At 66.0% G+C, this 24,836-nt stretch carries 22 protein-coding genes; 20 read left to right on the forward strand and 2 right to left on the reverse strand.

Annotated elements, in window-relative coordinates; genetic code table 11:
- Window positions 1-179: 179 nt before the first annotated feature.
- Window positions 180-1,184, reverse strand: a complete 1,005-nt coding sequence (locus BAMB_RS30725) for an alpha/beta fold hydrolase (RefSeq protein ID WP_011661038.1) — start codon at window positions 1,182-1,184, stop codon at window positions 180-182.
- Window positions 1,185-1,631: 447 nt separating this feature from the next.
- On the opposite strand from BAMB_RS30725, the gene BAMB_RS30730 reads away from it, so the two are divergent.
- From BAMB_RS30730 to BAMB_RS30800, 16 genes are all read left to right on the forward strand, one after another.
- Window positions 1,632-3,632, forward strand: a complete 2,001-nt coding sequence (locus tag BAMB_RS30730; RefSeq protein WP_011661039.1) for a sigma-54-dependent Fis family transcriptional regulator — start codon at window positions 1,632-1,634, stop codon at window positions 3,630-3,632.
- A 292-nt stretch (window positions 3,633-3,924) separates the two neighbouring features.
- On the forward strand, window positions 3,925-3,999 hold the full coding sequence (pqqA, locus tag BAMB_RS34710; protein ID WP_006410019.1) for a pyrroloquinoline quinone precursor peptide PqqA: 75 nt from the start codon (window positions 3,925-3,927) through the stop codon (window positions 3,997-3,999).
- Window positions 4,000-4,063: 64 nt separating this feature from the next.
- Window positions 4,064-4,987 carry a pyrroloquinoline quinone biosynthesis protein PqqB gene (gene pqqB / locus BAMB_RS30735; protein ID WP_011661040.1) on the forward strand — a complete coding sequence of 308 codons (924 nt, stop codon included), beginning with the start codon at window positions 4,064-4,066 and terminating at the stop codon, window positions 4,985-4,987.
- Window positions 4,988-4,989: 2 nt separating this feature from the next.
- On the forward strand, window positions 4,990-5,709 hold the full coding sequence (pqqC, locus tag BAMB_RS30740; protein WP_011661041.1) for a pyrroloquinoline-quinone synthase PqqC: 720 nt from the start codon (window positions 4,990-4,992) through the stop codon (window positions 5,707-5,709).
- Entirely contained in the window at window positions 5,706-5,987 is a 282-nt protein-coding gene (gene pqqD / locus BAMB_RS30745; RefSeq protein ID WP_012372245.1) for a pyrroloquinoline quinone biosynthesis peptide chaperone PqqD, read from the forward strand. Before pqqC ends, pqqD begins: the two co-directional genes overlap by 4 nt.
- 1 nt (window position 5,988) lies before the next feature.
- Window positions 5,989-7,113 carry a pyrroloquinoline quinone biosynthesis protein PqqE gene (pqqE, locus tag BAMB_RS30750; protein ID WP_011661043.1) on the forward strand — a complete coding sequence of 375 codons (1,125 nt, stop codon included), beginning with the start codon at window positions 5,989-5,991 and terminating at the stop codon, window positions 7,111-7,113.
- A 1,077-nt stretch (window positions 7,114-8,190) separates the two neighbouring features.
- Window positions 8,191-9,261 (forward strand): helix-turn-helix domain-containing protein, encoded by a 1,071-nt coding sequence (locus BAMB_RS30755; RefSeq protein ID WP_011661045.1) that lies wholly within the window; start codon window positions 8,191-8,193, stop codon window positions 9,259-9,261.
- An 841-nt stretch (window positions 9,262-10,102) separates the two neighbouring features.
- Window positions 10,103-11,179 carry a sugar transferase gene (locus BAMB_RS30760; protein ID WP_011661047.1) on the forward strand — a complete coding sequence of 359 codons (1,077 nt, stop codon included), beginning with the start codon at window positions 10,103-10,105 and terminating at the stop codon, window positions 11,177-11,179.
- 187 nt (window positions 11,180-11,366) lie between these two features.
- Window positions 11,367-12,542 (forward strand): polysaccharide biosynthesis/export family protein, encoded by a 1,176-nt coding sequence (locus BAMB_RS30765; RefSeq protein WP_011661048.1) that lies wholly within the window; start codon window positions 11,367-11,369, stop codon window positions 12,540-12,542.
- Window positions 12,539-12,973 carry a low molecular weight protein-tyrosine-phosphatase gene (locus tag BAMB_RS30770; protein WP_011661049.1) on the forward strand — a complete coding sequence of 145 codons (435 nt, stop codon included), beginning with the start codon at window positions 12,539-12,541 and terminating at the stop codon, window positions 12,971-12,973. Before BAMB_RS30765 ends, BAMB_RS30770 begins: the two co-directional genes overlap by 4 nt.
- Window positions 12,974-13,025: 52 nt before the next feature.
- Window positions 13,026-15,263 carry a polysaccharide biosynthesis tyrosine autokinase gene (locus BAMB_RS30775; RefSeq protein WP_011661050.1) on the forward strand — a complete coding sequence of 746 codons (2,238 nt, stop codon included), beginning with the start codon at window positions 13,026-13,028 and terminating at the stop codon, window positions 15,261-15,263.
- Between the two features lie 66 nt (window positions 15,264-15,329).
- On the forward strand, window positions 15,330-16,562 hold the full coding sequence (locus BAMB_RS30780) for a lipopolysaccharide biosynthesis protein (protein WP_011661051.1): 1,233 nt from the start codon (window positions 15,330-15,332) through the stop codon (window positions 16,560-16,562).
- 28 nt (window positions 16,563-16,590) lie between these two features.
- Window positions 16,591-17,790 carry a capsular polysaccharide export protein, LipB/KpsS family gene (locus BAMB_RS30785; RefSeq protein ID WP_011661052.1) on the forward strand — a complete coding sequence of 400 codons (1,200 nt, stop codon included), beginning with the start codon at window positions 16,591-16,593 and terminating at the stop codon, window positions 17,788-17,790.
- 1 nt (window position 17,791) lies between these two features.
- Window positions 17,792-18,322, forward strand: a complete 531-nt coding sequence (locus BAMB_RS30790; RefSeq protein ID WP_011661053.1) for a serine O-acetyltransferase — start codon at window positions 17,792-17,794, stop codon at window positions 18,320-18,322.
- Window positions 18,319-19,311, forward strand: coding sequence for a glycosyltransferase (locus BAMB_RS30795; protein WP_011661054.1), 993 nt, complete (start codon window positions 18,319-18,321; stop codon window positions 19,309-19,311). The genes BAMB_RS30790 and BAMB_RS30795 overlap by 4 nt, the downstream gene beginning before the upstream one ends.
- A gap of 54 nt (window positions 19,312-19,365) precedes the next feature.
- Window positions 19,366-20,448, forward strand: coding sequence for a glycosyltransferase (locus tag BAMB_RS30800; protein WP_011661055.1), 1,083 nt, complete (start codon window positions 19,366-19,368; stop codon window positions 20,446-20,448).
- Between the two features lie 110 nt (window positions 20,449-20,558).
- Here BAMB_RS30800 and BAMB_RS30805 read toward each other — a convergent pair whose 3' ends face one another.
- Window positions 20,559-21,611: an RNA-guided endonuclease InsQ/TnpB family protein gene (locus tag BAMB_RS30805; protein ID WP_011661056.1), complete on the reverse strand. Its 1,053-nt coding sequence runs from the start codon at window positions 21,609-21,611 to the stop codon at window positions 20,559-20,561.
- A gap of 119 nt (window positions 21,612-21,730) precedes the next feature.
- Between BAMB_RS30805 and kdsA the strand changes: the two genes are divergently transcribed.
- The 4 genes from kdsA to BAMB_RS30825 are packed head-to-tail and all read left to right on the forward strand — an operon-like array spanning window position 21,731 to window position 24,833.
- Complete coding sequence (gene kdsA, locus BAMB_RS30810; protein ID WP_011661057.1) at window positions 21,731-22,576, forward strand: 3-deoxy-8-phosphooctulonate synthase; 846 nt, start codon at window positions 21,731-21,733, stop codon at window positions 22,574-22,576.
- A 5-nt stretch (window positions 22,577-22,581) separates the two neighbouring features.
- On the forward strand, window positions 22,582-23,133 hold the full coding sequence (locus tag BAMB_RS30815; protein WP_041491889.1) for a KdsC family phosphatase: 552 nt from the start codon (window positions 22,582-22,584) through the stop codon (window positions 23,131-23,133).
- Entirely contained in the window at window positions 23,117-23,920 is an 804-nt protein-coding gene (gene kdsB / locus BAMB_RS30820; protein ID WP_011661059.1) for a 3-deoxy-manno-octulosonate cytidylyltransferase, read from the forward strand. The genes BAMB_RS30815 and kdsB overlap by 17 nt, the downstream gene beginning before the upstream one ends.
- A complete protein-coding gene (locus BAMB_RS30825; RefSeq protein WP_012372261.1) occupies window positions 23,901-24,833 on the forward strand; it encodes a KpsF/GutQ family sugar-phosphate isomerase in 933 nt (310 codons plus the stop codon). Before kdsB ends, BAMB_RS30825 begins: the two co-directional genes overlap by 20 nt.
- The last annotated feature ends 3 nt before the right edge of the window (window positions 24,834-24,836 follow it).

Here is a 24,836-nt window from a genome sequence, read left to right on the forward strand (position 1 = left end):
CGCGCGCGGTGACACAGTGCGATGACCGTTCCGCTGCCGCCCACAGCTCCAGCCGATCAAAGCAGCATCGATTGCCGTCCATGAGTCGTTACGGATAACGACATAAATAAGTGGCGAGAGGCGACATGGAGATGAAGGAGACCGATGCGTCGGAGCGCCGCTTCGTCGTCCGGCGCGCGCTATGCATGGGACTGAGCGGGCGATCCGGCATGCGGTGGTGCGTCCGCGGCGGCGGTTAGCATTTCACGCACAGCGCGCGCGACGCCATGCGCGAGCGCAGCGTCGCTCGCTAAATGCCCGGCCTGCACGCGTTCGACGATGGCGGCCGGCACGGCGCGCCCGAGACGGTCGACGTTGTCGACCGGGCATACGCGGTCGCGCGTGCCGTGCACCGCATGCAACGGCACGCCGGCGTCTGCGGCCTCTCGCGCCAGCGCGAGCAGCCGGCGCTCGCCGAGCCAGCACGCACGTTGCAGGTAATGCGCCTGGATCCGGTATTTGTCGATCAGCCGGTCGACGGAGCGTTGGTTCCGGCGCGCCCCGCGTACCGGGCGCCCGGTCAGGATCGCGTCTTCATACGCGCTCCACGCGAGCGCGACCGCGCGTTGCCGCGCCGCGCCGGCGCCCGGCTGCAGACGCCGCGCGCAGCAGCCGATCAGGCGATCGGCCCGCGTCGTGCCGGCGGCAGCGGTCAGGCGCTGCCATTCCCGAGGTGCCAGCGCGCGTGCACCGATGAACAGGCCGCGCACTTCGCGCGTCGACGTGAGGAACAACCCACGCAGCACGACGCCGGTCACGCGCGATGGATGCCGTCCCGCATACGCGAGCGCGAGCGCCGCGCCCCACGATCCGCCGACGACACCCCAGCGCGCGATGCCGAGCTGCGCGCGCAGCGCGTCGAGGTCGCTGATCAGCCGCATCGTGTTGTTGTGACGCAGGCCGCCGCGCGGCGTCGACGCGCCCGCGCCGCGCTGGTCGACCAGCACGACGCGCGTCCGCGTCAGATCGAACAAATGCAGCACCGCTGCCGGTCGACTGCCGCTGCCGGGGCCGCCGTGCAGCACGACGACGGGCTGGCCGAGCGGATTGCCGGCTTCGGTCCACGCGATCCGGCATGCGTCGCGAGACAGCGCGGGCGGGGAGGCGGAAGTAGCGCGGCGCGGTCGGTGTGATCGGTGCGTCATGTCGTCAGAGCGTCGGGGCGTCGGTGCGTCATGTCGTCATTGCGTCGGGGCGTCGGGGCGTCGGGGTGTCGGCGCGTCATGTCATCAGAGCGTCAGGGCGTCGGTGCGTCATGCCGTCGAGGCGTCGGGGGTGTCGGAATCAGGGTAATGACCGATGCGGCACGGAGCCCAAACCGGCCGTGGCTTGACCGACATCAAAGCCAGAATCGCGCCAGCGACGACGATCGGAATCATTCGGTAACGGCGACGGGTGCATTCGCATTAGCAATGCCTCTCACGTCGGCAGTCGTCGCGAGCGCCGGGCGCTTGCTTGCATCTTGCTTTCATTGCGCATCGAAGCAGCGATATACGACGCTCGGTTGAAGCAGCATAGCCACCGTGGCCCGAAGTTTGCTTGATTCAGGACAAACAGTCCGGCACCGACCGGAAGGATCCCCGGAGGAGACAATGCGCGATGACGTTCATCCGACGGCCAACGCACGGGCCACGCATGCGCCCGGCTGGCCGACGCCGACGATCCAGAAGTCCCATGAGCGGTCCGAGACGTTCGGCCTGCAGGCGTCGGCACGTCCCGACTACGACCTGCTGTCCGGCGCCGCGCTGTCGCTCAAGCGCGAGCAGAACCGCGTGCTGTGCGTGCATGCGATGCCCGTGATGGAGACGCTGCACGAGCAGATCGTCAATACCCAAAGCATGATCGTGCTGACCGATGCGGAAGGGTTGATCCTGCATTCGATCGGCGACGACGATTTCCTGCGGCGCGCGGAACGCGTCGCGCTGCGCCCCGGCGCGAACTGGGCGGAGAACCGGCAAGGCACCAACGCGATCGGCACCGCGCTCGCGGAGCTGTGTCCGATGGTCGTGCACGGCGACCAGCACTTCCTCGCCGCGAATCATTTCCTGACCTGTTCGAGCGTGCCGATCCTCGATCCGTACGGCGACGCGATCGGCGTGCTCGACGTGACGGGCGACCACCGCAGCTATCACCAGCACACGATGGCGCTCGCGAAGATGTCGGTGCAGATGATCGAGAACCACCTGTTCACGACGACCTTCCAGGAGACGCTGCAGGTGTCGTTTCACGGCCGCCCCGAATTCCTCGGCACCTTGATGGAAGGGATCGTCGCGTTTACCGCGGACGGCCGTTTCCTGTCGGCCAACCGCAGTGCGCAGTTCCAGCTCGGGATGCCGCTCGCCGCGCTGCGCGCGCATACGCTCGCGTCGCTGTTCGACGTGACGAGCGCGCAACTGATCGACCGGATGCGCGCAAGCACCGAGCCGCACGTGTCGCTGAATCTCGGCAACGGCGCGGTGGTCTGCGCGCGCGTGCAGTTCCGCCGCGCGATGCGGGCCGAGGGCAGCCGGCCCGCCGAAGTGCACGACGGCGCCGCGCCGGCCGCGCGGCCGCCCGCTGCACAAGGCGCGGCGAACCTGTCGCGGCTCAGCTATCTCGACACCGGCGATCCGCAGGTGGCGGCGGTGATCGCGAAGGTCCGCAAGGTGATCGGCAAGGACATTCCCGTGCTGATCACCGGCGAGACCGGCACCGGCAAGGAGCTGCTCGCACAGGCGATCCACAACGACTCGCCGCGCCGCGATGGGCCGTTCGTCGCCGTCAACTGCGCATCGATTCCGGAGACGCTGATCGAATCCGAGCTGTTCGGCTACGAGGAAGGGGCGTTCACCGGCGCACGCCGCAAAGGCGCGACCGGCAAGCTGCTGCAGGCGAACGGCGGCACGCTGTTTCTCGACGAAATCGGCGACATGCCGTACCCGCTGCAGGTGCGGCTGCTGCGCGTGCTGCAGGAGCGCATCGTCAACCCGCTCGGCTCGACGAAGGCGATCGGCGTCGACATCGCGATCATCTGCGCGACGCACCGCGACCTGCGCGACATGATCGCGCAGAACCGCTTTCGCGAGGACCTGTATTACCGGCTCAACGGCCTCGTCGTGCGTCTGCCGCCGCTGCGCGACCGCACGGATCTCGCGGTGGTCGTCCAGAAGATGCTGCAACGGGAAACGCTGTCGGGGCCCGGGCGCCGGCCGTTGAGCGTCGCGCCCGACGTGATGGCGCTGTTCGAGCGCTGCGCGTGGCCGGGCAATTTCCGGCAGCTCGCGAATCTGTTGCGTACGGCGGCCGCGATGGTCGACGATGACGGCGAGATCCGCTGCGAGCATTTGCCGGACGACTTCTTCGACGACGTGCGGCGCGACGACGGGCCGGCGGCACAAGGTGCCTGCGCGCCGCCGCCGCCGCTCGCCGCGCCCGCGTTCGCGGCCTGCGATGCGCGGTTGCAGGACGTAGCCGCGTCGGCGATTGCGGCCGCGCTCGCGCGCCATGGCGGCAACGTGTCGGCCGCCGCACGCGCGCTTGGCGTGTCGCGCAACACGATCTACCGCAAGATGCCGGCCGCCGGGCCCGATGCACTGGAGCCCGACGAGCGCTGACGGCGGCGCGAGTGTCACAGGGGTGTGTCAGGTTGCAACACCCGGTGTTCAAGGATTCAACACCTGCTCAATCGGACACACATGCAGCACACCGTCCGAGAAAGGTTGATGAAATTTCGATGTATGGAAATAGAAAGAATGTCGGTGGCGTGACCACCCGGCGGCTGCCGCATGTCCTCGCGCGCCGCCGCGCGACGCAAATCGCGCCCCGGCATGCTCCTTGCTGAATAGGTATCGGCCGCTCGATCGATGCGGTTGTTATCGACTCACCAACTCAACAAGGAGACACATCATGCAGTGGACCACGCCGGCTTATACCGACCTGCGTTTCGGCTTCGAAATCACGATGTACATCGCCAACCGCTGATCGACGCGCGCAGTGCCGCCCGCATCGACGGACACGATGCGGGCGGCACCGGGAGCATACGCAGATGAAGATCAAGATACTCGGCTCGGGCGCCGGCGGCGGATTGCCGCAATGGAACTGCAATTGCGGCAACTGCCGTCGCGCGCGTGCCGGCACCGACGGCATCGTGCCACGCACCCAATCGTCGATCGCGGTCAGCGGCGACGGCGTCGACTGGGTGCTGGTGAACGCGTCGCCGGACATCCTCGCGCAACTGCGTGCCGATCCCGACCTGCAGCCGGCCCGCGCGATCCGCGACAGTGCGATCGTCGCCGTCGTGCTGTGCGACGCGCAGATCGATCACGTGACGGGCTTGCTGATGCTGCGCGAGCGCACGTCGCCGTTGCCGCTGTACGCGAGCGCGCCCGTGCTCGACGATTTGTCGACGGGGCTGCCGCTCGTGCCGCTGCTCGGCCACTACTGCGGCGTCGACGTCCACCCGATCGCGCCGGGCGAACCGTTCGCGATTCCCGGCGCCGGCGGCATCCGCTTCACCGCCGTGCCGGTCGACAGCAAGCCGCCGCCTTATTCGCCGCGGCGTGCGGCGGCCGTTCCCGGCGATAACATCGCACTCCTGATCGAAGATACGGCCACCGGCCGCCAGGCATTCTACGCACCGGGGCTCGCCGACGTCGACGACGACGTGCGCGCCGCGATGCGCGACGCCGATCTCGTGCTGGTGGACGGCACGTTCTGGACCGGCACGGAAATGATCGACCTCGGCCTGTCGTCGAAGCACGCGGCCGAGATGGGCCATCTCGCGCAGTGTGGCGACGCGGCGCAGCCGGGGATGATCGATCGGCTGCGGCCGTTGCCCGCGCATACGCGCAAGGTGCTCACGCACATCAACAACACGAATCCGATTCTCGACCCCGGTTCCGCGCAGCGTGCGCAGTTGCGCGAGCACGGGATCGAGGTCGCCCACGACGGCATGCAAATCGAGATCTGACGATGAACGCACCGATTCCCGCCGCGGCGCTGCACGCGACGCCCTGGAGTGCGCAGGAGTTCGAGGCGCGTCTGCGCGCGCTCGAATCGCGCTACCACATCCATCACCCGTTCAACCGGCGCCTGAATATCGGCGCGTGCTCGCCCGAGCAGATCCGCGGCTGGGTCGCGAACCGCTTCTACTACCAGATCAGCATTCCGCTGAAGGACGCGGCGATCCTGTCCAATTGCCCGGACCGCGAGACGCGCCGGCTGTGGGTCGAGCGGATCCTCGATCACGATGGTCACGGCGGCCAGGAAGGCGGGATCGAGGCATGGGCGCGGCTCGGCGAAGCGGTCGGCATCGAGCGCGCGGAACTGTGGTCGCTCGTGCACGTGCTGCCCGGCGTGCGGTTCGCGGTCGACGCGTACGTCAATTTCGCGCGGCGTGCGCCATGGCAGGAAGCCGTGTGCTCGTCGCTGACGGAGATGTTCGCACCGCAGATCCATCTCGACCGGCTCGCGGGCTGGCCGTCCCACTATCCGTGGATCGAGGCGGACGGGCTGCAGTATTTCCGCAGCCGCGTGCCGCTCGCGCAGCGCGACGTCGAGCACGGGCTCGCGGTCACGCTGAACCATTTCACGACACCGGACGCGCAACGGCGCGCGCTCGACATCCTGTCGTTCAAGCTGGATGTGCTGTGGTCGATTCTCGACGCGATTGAAAAGGCCTACCCCGCATGAACTCCAACGACGTCGTCAGCGGCGTGCCGCTGCGCCCCTCGCTGAGGGGCATGTACCGCCTGCAGTGGGAGGCGGCCCAGGATGCGTACGTGCTCCTGTATCCGGAAGGCATGGTCCGGCTCAATCCGAGCGCGGGCGAGATCCTCGCGCGCTGCGACGGCACGCGCGAGCTCGACGACATCATCGACGAACTCGAGCGGCTGTTCAGCACGTCGGACCTCGCGTCGGACGTCTACCGCTTCCTCGATCATGCGCGACTGCGCGGCTGGCTCGACTGACATGGACACGACACCCGCACCGACCCCGCCGTCCACGCCGCTGTGGCTGCTGGCCGAACTCACGTACCGCTGTCCGCTGCACTGCGCGTTCTGCTACAACCCGGTCGATTTCGCGACGCACGGCGCCGAGCTCGATACCGACGCATGGCGCACGGTGATCAGCGACGCGCGCGCGCTCGGCGCCGCGCAGATCGGCTTTTCCGGCGGCGAGCCGCTGCAGCGCGACGACCTGGAAGTGCTGGTCCAGCATGCGCGGTCGCTCGGTTTCTATACCAACCTGATTACGTCGGGCGTCGGCCTGAACGCGACGCGCATCGACCGGCTCAAGGCGGCCGGGCTCGATCATATCCAGCTGTCGCTGCAGGATTCGACGCGCGAGCTGAACGATTTCCTGACCAGCACGCGCACCTTCGACCTCAAGCGCGACGTCGGACGGCTGATCAAGGCGCACGGCTATCCGATGGTGCTGAACTGCGTGCTGCACCGGTACAACCTGCCGCACGTCGGCCAGATTATCGAGATGGCGCTCGACCTCGGCGCGGATTTTCTCGAGCTCGCGAATACGCAGTACTACGGCTGGGCGATGCTGAATCGCGACCAGCTGATGCCGACCGCCGAACAGCTGCTCGAAGCGGAGGAAACGGTCAACCGCTACCGCAAGCTCGTCGGCGAACGATGCAAGATCCTGTTCGTCGTGCCCGACTACTTCGAGCAGCGGCCGAAGGCCTGCATGAACGGCTGGGGCTCGGTATTCCTCGGCGTCGCACCGGACGGCACCGCGCTGCCGTGCCACGCCGCGCGCGGATTGCCCGGCCTCGTGTTGCCGAACGTGCGCGACCGGTCGTTGAAGGAAATCTGGTACGACAGCGACGCGTTCAACGCGTTTCGCGGCGACGGCTGGATGCGGGACCCGTGCCGCACCTGCGACGAGCGCCATACGGATCATGGCGGGTGCCGGTGCCAGGCGTACCTGCTGGCGGGCGATCCGGCGGAGGCTGATCCGGTGTGCGCGAAGTCTGCGCATCACGGCCGGGTCGAGCAGGTGGTGCAATTCGCGCGGCGGGCGGGGCGGCAGGATGAGCGTCCGCTGATCTTTCGTAGTGTGGCTAATTCGGTCGGGCGCTGAGCGCTTCTTTTCGTCGGGTCGACGCAAGTCATTCAGACGCGCATTTGATATGGGCGCGGCGCATCCGTGTGCCGCGCCGCGCGTGCCTCCCGAGACCGATTTCCCCATTCGACCGCCGCACGGCGGTCATGAAAACGATTCGATCCGGATGCGATTCCGCTCGAGTCCGTGCAGGAAGAAATCTCATGCGACGAATGTGTGCCGCCAATCCTCTAAATGGCAGCGATTCGCATGGGCACTCGAGTCTCGAGTAATCCAGAGTAAATCCGCGTAATTACATGTATTGGTTCACGGGTAAATCTTTTTCGGCGAAAACGTTTGCGCGGTACTATCCAGGAAGATTTGACGATGACACCGGTATTTCATTGTCGAAACGACGCGACACATTCACGGAATGTCCATTCGCATTCGATGAAAATTTCCGCCTTGGACACTTGTCGAAATTGAAGCGTGTACGATGTAAGCGCGGCATCGCCAATCCGCATTCAGCGATTCCCCCGACCGAACTCGTTCAATTCCGTCGACTGCCGCCCGTGTGACGTTTAAAGCTGGTACATCCGGCTTCGATGTCAATATTCCTTGCAATACACGATCGATTGGAGTGGTAGCCCGGATCCGGCCTCGGCGACACGCCAGCGCGTGTGGTCGCGTACTCCATTTGCCGGCCGGCTTCACTCAACACCTTGAGCGGTACCCGACCATGCACGATTGAAACGGGTCCTGGCAGTGGACGCGCATTGACGTCGCGATACTGTCCCTTGTCCATTTCGGCAGTGCCAGCCGGAATGGATGATGCATTCCACCGATATCGGCTTCTCCTTCTTCATCTGGAGACAGGCCGGATCCCTTATCCCGATTCAAATCGCGGAGGGTTGACGCACGTCAATTGTTCGCGAATCTCCATGAAGATATTTATCCCGGGCGTGATGAAACTCAATAAATAGTGCCACACCATAGGCTTGATTGATTCCGACAACAACACGGCGAAAACAGACACTGGGAAATCGGCGGGTGAGGGTCGCCCCTATGATGCGGCGCAGAAAACAAGAAAATGTAAGCAATTGTTAAAGGGCCGAAATGATGCACACAGTGTCGAATCATTCATCGACGGGGTTAAGCGTGAATCGTGGTAGAGGCGCCGGCAACGGGCATCAACGAGCAAGCGTAATCGTACTGTTGCTCGAAGGTTTCTCGATCATGCAGATGGGCAAGCTGGCCGCCGTTTTCGAACTCGCGAATCAACTTGGACGCGCCGAAGGCGCTTTCACCGACCGTTACGAGTTGCGCTTGTATTCCGTGCATGGCGGGCCGGTTCGTTCGTCGTCGGGCGTGGGCATCTGGACGGAAGCGGCGCGCACGCTGGGAGCCAGCACGGTCCATGCGATGTTCGTGTTGAGCGGTCAAGACGGGATCGACGCGCTCGACGAGCAGTTGATCGCGTGGCTCAGGCATGCGCACCAACGCGCGCGCGTCGTTCGTGGCAGCCACGGCGGCCGCAAGTTGCTCACGCAGATTCATCTGTCGCAGAAAGAGGTCGAGAAGGCCGGGCCGGCCGCGGACGGCAGCGGCGCGTCGTCTGCCGGACGCGATGACGATGAACCGGCCGGTGACGAAGACGACGGGCCGTTCTCCGATGCGTTGTCGATCGTCCGCGTGGACATGGGCTACGAGATCGCGCAGGAAATCGTGATGTGCATGGTGTCCGGCGCGAACCGCAAGCTGACCGACGTGCTGTTCGGCGCACGGGTCGCGCGCGCGAGCACGTTGATCCGGATGGCAGCGCATCACCTGCGCGTGAACAGCGAGAACCGGATCTCCATCGCCGATGCCGCGCAGGCCGCCGCGATGAGCGAGCGCAATTTCCTGCGGCGCTTCAAGAACGAAATCGGCGTCACGCCCACCGAGTTCGTGCTGAGGATCCGCCTCGAAAAGGCGTGCCGCATGCTGATCGAAACCGATCTTCCGGCGGACAAGGTCGCGCGACGCACGGGCCTCGGCAGCGGCGACCGGATGGCGAAGCTGTTTCGCCAGCACTTGCAGACTTCGCCAACCGAATATCGGGCGGCCGCCCGAAAAGGCGGCGACGCGTCGACCGACATGCTGTACGCATCGGACCTCGGCGACTGGATGAACGGCGCACCATCCTAGACGAACGATTGCAATTCGCCGTGCGCTGTCATTCGGTGGAATGGCATTAAGCGAATTCAATTCGATATTCGAATATTGATGTTTCGTCAGAATGACGGTGACGTTATTCGGGCGTGGAAAATGACGGATATAAGTCCGAATCCATGCGACGACGGCGGATTCGGCCACAATCGTGGCGCGGTCCGACACGGGGCGATCAAAACCATTTTCCGCTGATTAAATTATCGACTGGCCTTTCGAGGAGGCGGCACCCCGGCACTCCTCGGAATTTTGCCTGCCGTGTTGCCGTGAGCGCACTGTGCAGGCCTTTTTATTCGTTGAGCGAGCATCCGGCCGATCGATCCGGCCGGTGCTCGCTTGCAGGTCGCGGCAGTGCCAGATTATGCATGCGCTGTTCGCCGCGCCGGCAATGGCGGACGCAATGAACTGCAAATCGACATGTAAAGACGTGTCGTCCTTGTGATCTGAATTCGAGCATGAATCGTTGTGCGCGCACGTTATTCGTGCGCAGCGGATGCATTACCTGATTGGGGAAATGCATCGAATAATTCGCGCGCGGAATTGCCCTTGATTTGTTCCGCCATCAACAAGGCGGATTCGGACGCAAGCGATAAAAGCGCGAGTCGCCACGAATATGATGCACTGCGGAAACGTCGAGGCGACGGATTGCAACGAGCGCCGCGGGGAATATGCATCGCAACCAGCCAGATCGTGATGCGTCGGAGTCGCGGCAGGCCGCCGCGGCGAGATCGAGGGGACGCTTGGCGCGACACGCGTGGCAGACGTGACATGCCGCTGCACCGCGAACGGATGTTGGATCCTGAATTAGGAGTTCATATCAATGAATTCGTTGATCAATCGAGCGACCGATATCGGACTGATCGTGCTGGGCGCGTTCATTCCCGCGTTGATCGGTGCCACCGGCGGTGCGCGCGGCACCCTGTTCGACGGTGCGCTTGTCGCCTTTGCTGCCGCGCTGGCGTTGTCGGTATTTCCCGCCTGCGGCATCTACGAGGCGGCGCGCAGGCGCTCGGCGCTGCACGTGCTGGGCCGCACGGTGCTGGCCTGGATCGTCGTGCAGGGCATGAGCACCGCGCTGCTGTACGTGCTCCATCGTGCGCACGTGCTGTCGAGCGAGTGGTTCGTGTACTGGACGCTCGCGAGCGGGCTTGGCCTGATCGCATTCCGCGCGCTGACGCTCGCGATCTTCGGGATGATCGAGCGAGCGGGCGACCAGGTGCGTGCGGCGGCCATCGCGCATGCGGACCTGCGCGGCCAACGCGAGATCGGCCACCGGACGGTCGGGCGCATCAAGCGGATGGTCAAGCGCAGCTTCGACCTGGTCGGCGCGTCGATGCTGCTCGTCGTGCTCGCGCCGGTGTTGCTCGGCATCGCATGGACCGTGCGGCGCGACGGCGGCCCGGCGATCTTCGGGCACGAGCGCGTCGGCCGCAACGGCCGGCGGTTCAAGTGCCTGAAATTCCGCTCGATGGTGACGAACGCCGATGCGGTGCTCAAGGCTCTGCTGGAGCGCGACGCCGACGCCCGCGCGGAATGGGATCGCGAATTCAAGCTGAAGAACGATGTCCGCATCACGCCGATCGGCCGCTTGCTGCGCAAGACGAGTCTCGACGAACTGCCGCAGTTGCTGAACGTGCTGAAGGGCGACATGAGTCTCGTCGGGCCGCGCCCGATCGTCGAGGCCGAGCTCGAACGCTACGGCGCCGACGTGCGCTACTACCTGATGGCGAAACCCGGCATGACCGGCCTGTGGCAGGTCAGCGGCCGCAACGACACCGACTATTCGACGCGCGTGTCGCTCGACGTGTCCTATGTGCGCGAGTGGTCGCTGCGCCGTGACATCGGCATCCTGTTCCGGACGATCAACGTGGTGGTGCGCGGTTCGGGTGCGTATTAGCCGCTGCCACGCGCACGGATGCCGCGAAGGATGCGCGGCGGCGGCGCGTGACGACGGCAGGCATGGCGGTATCCAGCAGCAAGCAGTGGCAGCAAGCATGTCCGGTCTCGACAGGGGTGCTGTACTCGCGGTCCACACGACGCGGGGCGACCGGCGCAATTTCAAATTAAAAAAGTGCGAGGTTGTAATGCAGAGGTTGCGTCAAATGGAGTCGGCGCGTGCGTGCGCGCCGCGCCGAGCGTCGCGTGTCGGTCCGCTCGTGATGATCCTGCCGCTGTGCGCATTGCTGGGCGCGTGCGGCATCGCGCCGGGCATGCGCATGCAGCAGCCGGCGTCGATTCCGCTGCAAAGCGGCGCCACACCGGCCGACAGTGCCGCGTTGCCGGTTCCGGTCACGAACATCGACCTCACGCTGATCCGGCGCATGCGCGATACCGAGCGCGGTTCGCGCGGCGAAGCCCGCGATGTCGTCGCGTCGCCGGACGCGTACACCATCGGCCGCGGCGATGTGCTGCAGATCACCGTATGGGACCACCCCGAGCTCGCGGCGGCGCTCGGTGCGCCGGCGCAGGCCGCGCCACGCGCGGCGGATGCACCGCCGGGTTTCGTCGTCGACCAGGACGGCACGCTGCAGTTTCCCTATGCGGGCCGGCTGACGGTCGCCGGACTGACGGCCGAGCAGGTGCAGACGCAGCTCACGCGCCGTCTCGACAAGACGTTCAGGAATCCGCAGGTCACCGTGCGTATCGCGTCGTTCCGCGCGAAGCAGGTGTATATCGAGGGCGAGGTGCATACGCCGGGCTCGCAAGCCGTGAATGACATCCCGATGACGCTGTATGACGCGATCGGGCGGGCCGGTGGCTTTTCGGCGGCGGCCGATCAAAGCCGCATCGTGCTGGTGCGCGACGGCGTCGAGCGCCGGATCGACCTGACCGAGATGGCCGAGCAGGGCCGCAATCCGTCGAAGATGGTGCTGCGCAACGGCGACCTCGTGCGGGTGCTGCCGCGCGACGAAAGCGGCGTGTTCGTGATGGGCGAGGTCAACAAGCCCGTGACGGCGTTGCCGATGCGCAATGGCCGGCTGACGCTGAGCGAGGCGATCGCGCAGGCCGGCAGCCTGAACGCGAACACGGCCGATGCCGCGCAACTCTACGTGGTGCGCGGGATGCAGGACGAGCAGCCACAGGTCTATCACCTCGATGCGCGCTCGCCGGTCGCGATGGTGCTGGCGAATCAGTTCCAGCTGAAGCCGAAGGACATCGTCTATGTCGACGGCAACGGGCTCGTCCGCTTCAGCCGCGTGCTCAGCCTGTTGCTGCCGGCCATCAACGCCGGCTTGACCGCGGCGATTGCGACCAAATGATGGAATCCATCCTGATCGTTTGCGAGGGCAACATCTGCCGCAGCCCGATGGCCGAAGCGATGCTGCGTCAGGCCATGCCCGGGCGGCGCGTGGCATCCGCCGGACTGAACGCGCTGGTCGGCATGCCGGCCGCGCCGTACGCGCAGGAGGTGATGCGCATGCGCGGGTTCGACGTGTCGACGCATCGCGCGCAGCAGATCGGCCGCTCCCTGTGCACCGACGCCGATCTGATCCTCGTGATGGACCGTCGCCAGCGCACGTCGCTCGAGAACCAGTTCCCGTTCGTGCGGGGGCGCGTGTTCCGCCTCGGCGAGTACACGGATTTCGACGTGCACGACCCTCACCGCCAGCCCAGATTCGTGTTCGAACGCTGCGCGCGCCTGATCGAACTCGGTGTGTCCGAGTGGTCGAAGCGCCTGCGTATCGTCTGAAGCGCCGTCGGTCGATGCCCCACTGGAACCCAATACGCCTCATATCGTTGCCATGACCCAACCCTCCGCCCCGCCGCAGCAAACCGCCGAAGACGGCAGCGAGACCGATTTCGTCGCGGTGCTCGACATCCTGCTGGAAAGCCGCTGGCTGATCGCGGCCATCACGTGCGTGGTGCTGGCCGCCGGCCTCGCATACGCGATTCTCGGCAAGCCCGTGTTCGAAGCCAACATCATGGTCCAGGTCGAGGACAGCCCCGACACGTCGGCCGCCAAGTCGTTGCTGGGCGATGTGTCGTCGCTGTTCGACGTGAAGTCGTCGGCCGCCGCCGAACAGCAGATCCTCGCGTCGCGACTGGTCGTCGAACGCGCGGTCGACAGGCTCAACCTGTTCATCGACGCGTCGCCGAAGCGCTTTCCGGTGATCGGCGACTGGATCGCGCGCCACCGCGACGGCCTGTCCGACCCCGGCCTGGCCGGCTTCGGCGGCTACGCCTGGGGCCGCGAGCGCATCGACGTGCCGCGGTTCGACGTACCGCGCAAGAACGAAGGCGACGCGTTCACGCTGACGAGCCTCGGCGGCAAGCGCTATCGGCTCGAAGGCGGCGATCTCGACGACGCAGTCGAGGGCACGGTCGGCATGCTCGAAACGTTCCGCTCGCCGCGCGGCCCGATCACGCTTCAGGTCGCGTCGATTGCCGCAAAGCCCGGCGCCGCGTTCGTGCTGGTGCGCAACTCGCGGCTGAAGACGATCGAGGACATCCGCGACCGCCTCAACGTGCAGGAGCGCGTGAAGCAATCGGACGTCGTCGTCGCCAGCCTTCAGGATACCGATCCGAAATGGGTCAGCGACACGATGAACGAGATCGGTCGCCAGTACGTGCGGCAGAACATCGAGCGGAAATCGGCGGAGGCCGCACAGTCGCTCGAATTCCTGACCGCACAGCTGCCGCAGCTTAAGCAGCAGTTGACCGATTCCGAAGCGCGCCTGACGAAGCTGCGCAACGAGCACGGCACGGTCGACCTTACCGAGGAAGCAAAACTCGCGCTGGCGCAGACCGCCGACGCGAAGACGCGCCTGCTCGAGCTGCAGCAGAAGCGGCAGGAGCTGATGTCGCGCTTCACCGAACGGCACCCGAGCGTGGCCGTGATCGACGAGCAGATCGCCGCGCTGAACGGTTATCGCAGCACCGCCGAGCAGCAGATCCGGCGTCTGCCGGACCTGCAGCAGGAAACCGTGCGGATGATGCTCGACGTGAAGGTCAACACGGACCTCTACACGGCGCTGCTGAACAACATGCAGCAGCTGCAGCTCGTGCAGGCCGGCAAGGTCGGCAACGTGCGCCTCGTCGATACGGCGGCGGTGCCGGAAGTGGCGGTGCGGCCGAAGAAGGTGCTCGTCGCGCTGGCGTCGCTGCTGCTCGGGCTGCTCGCCGGATGCGGCACCGCGATCGTCCGCTCGATGCTGTTCCACGGGATCTCCGATCACAACGAGATCGAGCGCCGTCTCGGCCTAGCGGTGTACGCGACGGTCCCGATCAGCGACCATCAGCGCGACCTGGCCGAGGAGGCCGCGCGCAAGAGCGGCCACAGGTCGATCCTGTCGATCGACTTCCCGAACGAGCCGGCCGTCGAGTGCCTGCGCAGCCTGCGCACCGCATTGCAGTTCGCGATGCTCGAGGCGAAGAACAACGTCGTGCTGATCGCGGGTCCGGCGCCGGGTGTCGGCAAGACCTTCCTCTCGTCGAACCTCGCCGTCGTGATGGCGAGCGCCGGCAAGCGCGTGCTGCTGATCGACGGCGACATTCGCAAGGGCCGGTTGCACGACTATCTCGGCTTTCCGCGCGGCCGCGGCTTCACCGAGCTGATCGCCGGCAGCGCGCGCGTGGAGGACGTGATTCACCGCGAGGTGGTCGACGGTCTCGACTTCATCTCGACCGGCACGATGCCGAAGAATCCCGCGGAACTGCTGCTGAACCGCAATCTCGCGACGCTGGTCGGCGATCTGTCGTCGCGCTATGACATCGTCGTGATCGACTCGGCGCCGGTGCTCGCGGTGCCCGATACCGGCATTCTCGGCGCGGTCGCCGGCACCGCGCTGCTCGTCACGATGGCAGGCAAGACGAAGCTCGGCGAGATCGGCGAATCCGCGAAGCGCTTCGCGCAGAACGGCATCCGCCTGAACGGCGTGATCTTCAACGGTGTCAATCCGCGGCTCGGACAGTACGGGTACGGGTCGAAATATGGCGGTTACCGCTATGTCGCCTACGAATACGGGGCGCAAGATGCGTGATGCGCGCCGCGCCACCGCCGGCGGCCCGGCCCGCGCATCCGCTCGCGCGCGGCGCACGGAGGCGAGATGATCAATCCGCGGGATTCGATCGTGTCGCTCGCCGGCGTCGTGGTCGGCCAGATCGCGCTGTTCGTCTGCATCTTCGTGATCGGACGGCGCTTCGGGCCGGCGTCGCTCGGCCACTTCAACTACCTGCTCGCGCTGGCGACCTTCGCCGGCACGCTGCTCGCGTTCCGCTACGAACTCGCGTGCGTCGATGACGCGCCGGGCGAGTCGTTCAATGCGTTCGTCAACGTGACGGCGCTGAGCCTGGTCGTCGTCGCGGTGTTCGCCATCGTGATCGCCGTCGCCGGCCGCACGGATCTTTATCTGGTCGCCGTCTATGCGCTGGCATCGTTCGTGCAACTGGCCGCCGGATCGTATCTGAACAGTCTCAGGCGCTACGGATGGATTGCGCTGTCGCGCGTGGTGGTCAACGGCGCGTTTCTCGCCGGCCTCGTGCTGTCGCTCGCATGCGCTGCGTGCGGCCAGGTCGACGTGTTCGCGCTGTACGCATGGGTGAGCGCCGCGGTCTCGATCGTGATGGCCGCGGCGATCCTGTTTTCCGGCTATCGGGCCGGGTATTCGTTCATGCTGTCCCGCCGATTCTTCGTCAGGAATCGCCGTTTCGCGCTGTATATCCTGCCGTCGACGCTGTGCGCGTCGGTGCTGACCTACGCGCTGTCGATCGCGATTCCGCACTGGTTCGACGCGCAGAGCGCCGGCTACTTCGCCGCGGCTTACCGGCTCGGGTTCTTTCCGGTTTCGCTGATCGCGCAGAGCGTCGGCGGCGTGTTTCGCCGCGATGCGATCGGCGCGATGGCGCGACCGGATGCGGGCACGACGGTGCGGCGCGTGTACCGGACCTACGCGCGCGCACTCGCGGGCCTTGCTGCCGTGTACATGGCCGGTGGGCTGCTGCTGTTCGCGCCGCTCGTCAACCTGTTCTTCGGGGAAAGCTGGCGCGGCTCGGTCGGGTTCTATCACAGCCTGATGCCGCTGTTCGCGCTGCAGCTGCTCTATGTGCCGCTGTCGCAGATCTTCCTCGCGACCCGCGCGCAGCGCATCGATTTCCTGTTTCAGCTGACCTGTGGCGTCTGTCTTGCCGGTGCGCTGGGCATCGCGCGACTAATGAACCTGTCGGCCCCGACGAGCGTGCAGATCTTTTCGCTGACCGGCGCGGCGCTGATGGCGGCCGGCATCGCGCTGACGTACCGGGTCCTCGAAACGAATCTGTCCCGATCCCGGGCGCTGGCGTGAGAACGCCGATACGACGAACGAGCACACCATGATCCTGATAGTCATCGATTCCCTCGAGCGCTACTACTTCGCCACCCGCCTGGTGAACGCGATCCGGCACGAGTACGAGTTCGCATTCCTGACGAGCGAGCCGGTTGCGCATCTCGGCCTGTTGCTGAGCGGCTACCGGTCGGTGTACCTGAACTGGCTGACGCCGATCGACGTGTCCGACGGCCAGCCGGTCGACCGCACGCCGTACCAGCTGTCGATCGAAGTGCTGAACGGGCAGATGACCGAGGCCCGTGCGAAACGCGAGTCGGCGGCGATCTTCCAGATCGCGTCGGAAGCCCTGCGCGGCCTGCGGGTCGAGCAGTGCGTGATGTGGAACGGGCAGCAGCTGGTGTGCCGCGCGGTGCGTCAGGCCTGCGCGGTGAACGGCGTGGCGACCCGCTTCATCGAGATCTCGAACCTGCCGGGCAAGCTGTTCGTCGATTCGCTCGGCGTCAATGCGCTGTCGACGATCAGCCGCCATCCCGAGGTCATCGATCGGCTGCCGCTTCCCGACGAAGACACGCATGCGCGCTGGCTGTCGGCCTACGAACGCTACAAGCAGATGCCGCTGCCGCAGGCCAGGACGTCGTTCGCGCGCAAGGCGACGTCCGCGACCAACTACCTGCTGAAGGCGGTCAGCGGCGGCGTCGGCCGCCGGCGCCTGGCGAGCGTGCGCGCGCGCAACGGGATGCCCGCGCCACGACAGGCCACCTATATGTCGGCCGACACGCTGGCGACCTGCCGCTATGTGTTCCTGCCGCTGCAAGTATCCGGCGACACGCAGATCAAGCTGCATTCGGACATCGGCAATCTCGACGCGATCCGCCATGCGTTCGAGTTCGCTGCGAACGAGAGCGCCGACCTGTTCGTGAAGCTGCATCCGGCCGAGACCGATGCGGCCGAGATCGACGCGATCGTGCGCCTGCAGGAGACCTATCACTTCGAGCTCATCACGTCGCCGACCACGGAGCTGCTCCGGCACGCGTATGCGGTCGTCACGATCAATTCGACGGTCGGGCTCGAGGCGATGCTGTACGGCAAGCGCGTGGTGTCGCTCGGCCGCTGCTTCTACAAGGAATTCGACCGCGAGCGGCTGTTGAAGTACATCCATTCGTTCCTGGTCGACGGCATCGACTACTTTGGCGCCGCGCGCATTCCCGCCGATGCGGCCCGGCGTGTGTTCGCGAGGCGTCACTGACATGACCGTCACGTTGCGACAGACCGCCGAGGCGATCGCCGAAGACTGCCGCCGCAATGCGTTCATGAAGACGCGCGGCGTGGTGATCTTCTATCGCGTCGTGCATTACCTCGCCTGCCGGAGCCGGTTCACGCTGCTGGCCGGCGCGCCGCTCATCGTGCTCTACATCGTGCTGTGCGACTGGTTGATGGGCATCGAGATTCCGGTGAAGACGAAGATCGGCAAGGGGCTCGCGATTTATCACGGCACGGGCCTCGTGATCAACGGCTACGCGGTGATCGGCGATTACTGCACGCTGCGGCACGGTGTGACCATCGGCAACACCATCCGGAAGGACGGCACGATCGGCGGCGTGCCGACGATCGGCGACCACGTCGAGTTCGGCGTGCACAGCGTCGTGCTCGGCGCGGTTCGCATCGGCGACCGCGCACGCATCGGCGCCGGGGCGGTGGTGTTGCGCGACGTACCCGACGGCCGCGTGGCCGTCGGCATTCCGGCGCGCATTCTCGACAACGGACAGGAGCCGACATGAAAGTGTTCATTCTGCATCCCGGCAAGGCGAACTATCCGGAGATCGCCGCCTACGGCCGCCGGCTGAGAACGCACGGGTTCGAGGTGTTCGACGGCGATCTCGATGCGTATGCGCGGTTTCCCGATCGGGACGCCTGCATCCTGTGGTGCATCATGGGTTTCTATCACGCACTGCCGCCCGCGCGGTTCGTGATTCATGACTATCGATCGCTGTCGGTGGGCCGGCTCGCGGCCGTGAAGGACCGCGTGAAGCGCGTGCTGAATGTGCGGCCCGACTTGCGGATCTTCCAGAACGAGCGGATGCGCGACGCGATGGCGTTCCGCGACGGCGTGCGCGCGTTGCTGCTGCCGATGGGCGTGCCGGACTGGATCTTCGAGGCGGCCGACGCGCACGCCGATGGCGCCGCACGGGGCGGCGTCCATGCCGGCGCGAACGCCGGTGCAGCGCAGACGCCGTCCGGACGATTCTGCTATATCGGCGAGATGAGCCGCGAACGCGGCTTTCACAAGGTGCTGGCCGCCTACCGCGACGCGCGGCGCGACGAAGCGGACACGCTCGTGCTCGTCGGCAATCCGGAGCCCGAGATTCGCGCGGCGTTCGCCGATACGCCGGGCATCCGCTTCGTCGGCCGCGTGCCGCAGCCCGACGCGCTGCGGATCGTCCGCGACAGCGAATACGCGGTGTGCTTCTTCCCGTATCACCGGCCGCATTGCTTCCAGACGCCGACGAAGCTGCTCGAATACGCGTCGCTCGGCAAGAAGATCGTGTGCAACGACGCGCCGTCGAACGTGCGCACCGCGCACGAACTCGGCATCCAGTGCCACGTCACCGGTGCGGCGATCTTCGACGAACTGTTTCCGCTGTCGCGGATTCGCGCGACGCATCCCGACCCGGCGGCGATGAAGTCCCTCGAATGGGGGCGCGTGATCGAGCGCTCGGGTGTGCTCGCGTATATCGATGCTGTCGCGGGGCGCGGGCCCCGTGTCTGACGACGTCATTCGCCGTCGGTGCGCGACGGCTCATTCCTCCTGGAGCGGATCCCGATGAAGATCATCCACATAGTTGAATCCAGCGCGACGGGCACATTGTCGATGGTGTGCCTGATCGCGAACCGCCTGGCGCGCGAAGGGCACGACGTTCACGTCATCTACTCGGTGCGTCCGGATACGCCGCCCGCTCTTGCCGCGATGTTCGACACGCGCGTGTCGCTGCGCCACGTCCAGATGAAAGGCGCGGGCCTGTTGCGAATAGCGGGCCGGTTGCGCGCGACGCTCAACGAAATTGGCCCGGACGTCGTGCACCTGCATTCGTCGTTCGCCGGCTTTCTCGGGCGGTTGTCGACGCTGTTCGCGTTGCCGAAGGCGGCGTTTTTCTATAGCCCGCACTGCATTTCGTTCATGCGTCGCGATATCTCGGGTGTGAAGCGCATGGCGTTCATCGGCCTCGAGTGGATCGCGTGCGTCCGGAAATGCCTTTACGTCGCATGCTCGGAAAGCGAAGGCCACGCGATTCGCGCATGGCTTCGCCAGCCGGTGGTGGTGGTCGAGAATGCGGTGAGCGATACCCGGTCGCCCCAGCGTTCGGGCGACGCCGAACGGCTGGCGGACGGTCCGCCATGCGTGGTGACCGTCGGTGGTATCCGCGCGCAAAAGAATCCCGAGCTGTTCGCGCGGATCGCGCATGGCATGCGCGCGCGCGGCACCCGCTTCGTGTGGATCGGCGATGGCGACGCCGCAGAAAAGGCGCGGCTGGCCGAGGCCGGTGTCGAGGTCACCGGCTGGCTGCCGCGCGACGAGGTCGTGCGGCGGCTCGAGCGCGCGGACGTGTACCTGTCGACGTCGTCGTGGGAAGGCATGCCGGTGTCGGTCATCGAGGCGATGCTGGCCGGCCGGCCCGTGATCGTGTCCGACTGCGCCGGCAACGTGGACGTCGTTCGCCATCTGCAGACCGGCCTGATCTATACGACGGCGTCAGACGCGATCGCGTGGCTCGAGCGCCTTGCAGGCGACGACGCACTGCGCCGGGAACTGGCCCGGCGGGCGAGCCGCGAGGCGCGGCAGCGCTTCGGCGAGGAGCGCTTGTTCGGAGAGCTCGCGCCGCTCTATGCTGCATCGGTAGCCCGCTGACGACAGCATCCGGCTGCGACCGACCGGCGCGATCGCGCGGCATTTGCCGCGGCGCATCGCGCGCATTGCCGCCCCAATTTGGAGGAGAACCGTTTGACGTCCTCACCCGCCTAAAGGCAGGTGATTCCCACACCTGGCGATGCACGTCCGCATCGGAGAATGTTCAGCGCAGCGTTGATATCACGATCATGCACGACACCACAGCCACTGCAGGCCCACTCTCTTACTCGCAGCCCCGCGATACCTTTCGGCCGCGTCGTGCTGTCTTTCGATCCGCACGCCGAACAGGACTGGGTAGAACCGCTTTCGTCGACTTCCTCGAACGTGGCCCCGTGCGCCATCGCCTTGTAACGGAGCTTGTTTCGGAAGGACGACCAGGATGCGTCGTAGACGCTTTTCGCCATCCTGGTTCTGGCGAGCTTCGCGGCCGACACGTTGCCGACCGCGAGGTAATCGAAGCGCCGCACCAGATCGAGGGCGAGCTTGTGCTGGAAATCGGCACGGGCATTCGCGACCTTGGCGTGCAACTTCGCGATATGCCGCTTGTGCTTTCGCGCCCGTTGCGCTTTCGCCAGTTTCTCCGCCGCGCGTCGGCCGAATCGGTCATTGGGCAGCTTCTCGCCCGTCGAAAGTGTGGCGAAGTCTTTCAGGCCGAGATCGATGCCAACACCGGAACGGACCGGGCGGGCCTGCACATCGGGCATCTCGATCACGATGTTCAGAAACCAGTTGCCACGTGCATCCTGCGCAAAGTTGGTCCCATCCTTGATCTTGCCTTCGGGAAGCGGGCGGCTATTGAATACGCGAAAGGTATTGCCGGCAAAGCGAAACGCATCGCCTTCGCGCTTCAGATCGCGCCCCTTCAGCGGCACCCAGCCCAGCGATTTCCTGCCGCGATAGCGCAGGTAGGGCCGACGGTGCTGACTGCGCGACTTCGCATATTGCTCGCACGTCGCGTTGATCGTGCCGGAGTGAATGCCCAATTCCTTGCTGCTCCCCGTCGTCAACACGTTCAGGTCGAAACCCGTCGGCCACTTCTTGCTCCACTTGAGCGCGTGCTTCTGCGTGTCATTGCAGAAGTTCCAGACGTAGTTCACCGCACGGCTCTGCTTGTTGAGCAGTCCGTTGAGCGACTTCACGCGGTAGCGGTAGACAAGAATCATGCCGGTGATCCTAACCCGTGGAAGAAGCTGCCTGTCAACAGCACTCCTTTCCTTCCCGCCGTCCGCCCCGAAGGAAGTCCCCTTGGGGGAAATGGCGGGGTTTCTCGGAGCAAATTCTGATGAATGTAACCATCGCGCCGGACGTCACCGTCGGCAACGACTCGCCGTTCGTCCTGTTCGGCGGCCTCAACGTGCTCGAGGGTCTCGACTTCACGCTCGACGTCTGCAACACGTTCGTCGAGGTCACGCGCCGTCTCGGCATTCCGCTGGTGTTCAAGGCCTCGTTCGACAAGGCCAATCGTTCGTCGATCCACTCGTATCGCGGCGTGGGATTCGACGAAGGGCTTCGGATCTTCGACGAGGTCAAACGCCGGTTCGGCGTGCCCGTGATCACCGACGTGCATGAAGTGTGGCAGGCGGAGCCGGTTTCGCAGGTCGTCGACGTGCTGCAGGTGCCGGCGTTCCTGGCGCGCCAGACGGATCTCGTGGTCGCGATCGCGCAGACCGGCAACGCGGTCAACATCAAGAAGCCGCAGTTCATGAGCCCGACGCAGATCGAGCACGTCGTATCGAAGTGCCGCGAGGCCGGCAACGACAAGGTGATCCTGTGCGAGCGCGGCTCGTCGTTCGGCTATGACAATCTCGTCGTCGACATGCTGGGCTTTCGCCAGATGCGCGACGCGACGGGCGACTGCCCGGTGATCTTCGACGTCACGCACAGCCTGCAGATGCGCGATCCGCACGGCGCCGCGTCCGGCGGCCGGCGGCGCCAGGTGCTCGATCTCGCGCGTGCCGGGATGGCGGTCGGGCTGGCCGGGCTGTTCCTCGAAGCGCACCCGGATCCCGACCGCGCGCGCTGCGATGGCCCGAGCGCACTGCCGCTGGCCCTGCTCGACCCGTTCCTGCAGCAGGTGAAGGCGGTGGACGACCTCGTCAAGCGGCTCGATCCGCTCGATATCCGGTGAGCGCGGTGAGCGGTGCGATGTATCGCGGCCCCGTGCGGCTGGTGCTGTTCGACGTCGACGGCGTGCTGACCGACGGCTTACTGCATGTGACCGCGGAAGGCGAGTTCATGAAGAGCTTTCATGCGCACGACGGCGTCGCGATCGCGCTGCTGCGCGCGCATGGCATCCGCGCCGGCATCCTGTCGGGCAAGCACAGCGGCGCGCTCGCGTGGCGGGCGAAGCAGCTCGGCATCGACGTGCTCGTGACCGGCTGCGACGACAAGGGCGCCGGCTATGCGGACATCAAGGCGCGACAACAGGTCGACGATCACGAGATCGCGTATGTCGGCGACGACGTGAACGATCTGCCCGTCATCGAACGCGTCGGCGTGTCGTATGCGCCGGCCGATGCGCATCGGCTCGTCCGTGCGCGCGTCGACCATGTCGCGCGCACGGCCGGCGGCCGCGGCGTCGCGCGCGAGGTGGCCGAGCATCTGCTGACCGAGGCCGGGCTGTCGCTCGACGACGCGTACCGGCCGTTGCTCGAACGATGGAGCGGTCATGACATCGTTCAATGACGGGCGGACGGTGCGCGTCGTGATTCCGGCCCGGTACGGGTCGACCCGACTGCCGGGCAAGCCGCTCGTCGATCTGGACGGTGAACCGATGATCGTCCGCGTGCATGCGCGCGTGCGCCGCGCGCTGCCCGATGCCGACATCGTCGTCGCGATCGACGATGCGCGCATTGCCGAGGTACTCGACGCGCGCGGGATCCGCTTCGCGATGACCGATACCGGTCATGCGTCCGGCACCGATCGCGCGGCGGAAGTCGCGCGCGTGTCCGGCTGGCCCGACACCGATGCGGTGCTCAACGTGCAGGGCGACGAACCGCTCGTGCCGACGGCGCTGCTGCAGGCATTCGCCGGCTTTTGCGGCGCGGCGCCGGACCTCGGTGTAGCGACGGTCGCCTGTCCGATCGACGAAGTCGCGCTGCTCGACGAGCCGGCCATCGTCAAGGTCGTCGTCGATCACCGTGGACGTGCGCTGTACTTCTCGCGCGCGGCGATTCCGTTCTGCCGCGACGGGCGGCCGGCGGACTCAGCCGGTTCGCACGGCCTGTTCCTGCGGCACATCGGCCTCTACGGCTACGCGAACGCGACCTTGCAGGCGCTGGCAAGCGCGGCGCCGTGCGAACTCGAGCAGCTGGAGAAGCTCGAGCAGTTGCGCGCGCTCTGGCTCGGCATGCCGATCGACGTGATGCGCTGGCCCGATGCGCCGCCTGCCGGCATCGATACGCCGGACGACGTCGCCCGTGTCGTCTCCCTTCTCAAACGACAAACTCACGATGCGACAGAACCATATTGAATCCGCCCGGCAGGTCTTCGAGATCGAGTCGCGGGCATTGGCCGGCGTGGCCGCACGGCTCGACGCGAATTTCGAGGAAGCGGTGGAGATCGTCCTCGCGTCGAACGGCCGCGTCGTCGTGTGCGGCATGGGCAAGTCCGGCATCGTCGGCAGGAAGATCGCCGCGACTTTGTCGAGCACGGGCACGCCCGCCTTCTTCATGCATCCGGGCGAGGCCTATCACGGCGATCTCGGCATGGTGACGCCGGACGACGCGTTTCTCGCGATTTCGAATTCCGGAGAAACGGACGAGGTGATCAAGCTGATTCCGTTCCTGCGCAGCAACGGCAACGACCTGATCGCGCTGACCGGCAATCCTGCATCGACGCTCGCGCACGCCGCGAGGGTTCATCTCGACATCGGCGTCGAACGCGAGGCGTGCCCGCTGCAGCTCGCGCCGACCGCGTCGACGACGGCGACGCTCGCGATGGGCGATGCGCTGGCGGTCACACTGATGCGGGCGCGCGGCTTCCAGCCGGAACACTTCGCGCGCTTTCATCCGGGCGGCTCGCTCGGCCGCCGGCTGCTGTCCACGGTCGACGACGAAATGGCGCGCCGGAACCTGCCGTTCGTGACGGAGGACACGTCGACGCTCGACGTGCTCGACGCGATGACGCGCGGGCGGCTCGGGCTCGCGATCGTGAAGCGCCACGCCGGCTGGGGCATCGTGACCGACGGCGACATTCGCCGCGCGATCGAGCGGCATGGCGACGGCGTATTGCGGCGCACAGCGGCCGACATGATGTCGATCGAGCCGTCGACGGTGCGGCCCGGCACCCGGGTCGAGGATGCGTTGCTGCTGATGCAGCAGCAGCGGATCGGCGCGTTGCTGGTGGTCGACGGCGGTGACGTCGTCGGTGTGTTCAAGAAGTAACGC

The sequence above is a fragment of the Burkholderia ambifaria AMMD genome (assembly GCF_000203915.1).
GTDB classification, from domain to species: Bacteria; Pseudomonadota; Gammaproteobacteria; order Burkholderiales; family Burkholderiaceae; genus Burkholderia; species Burkholderia ambifaria.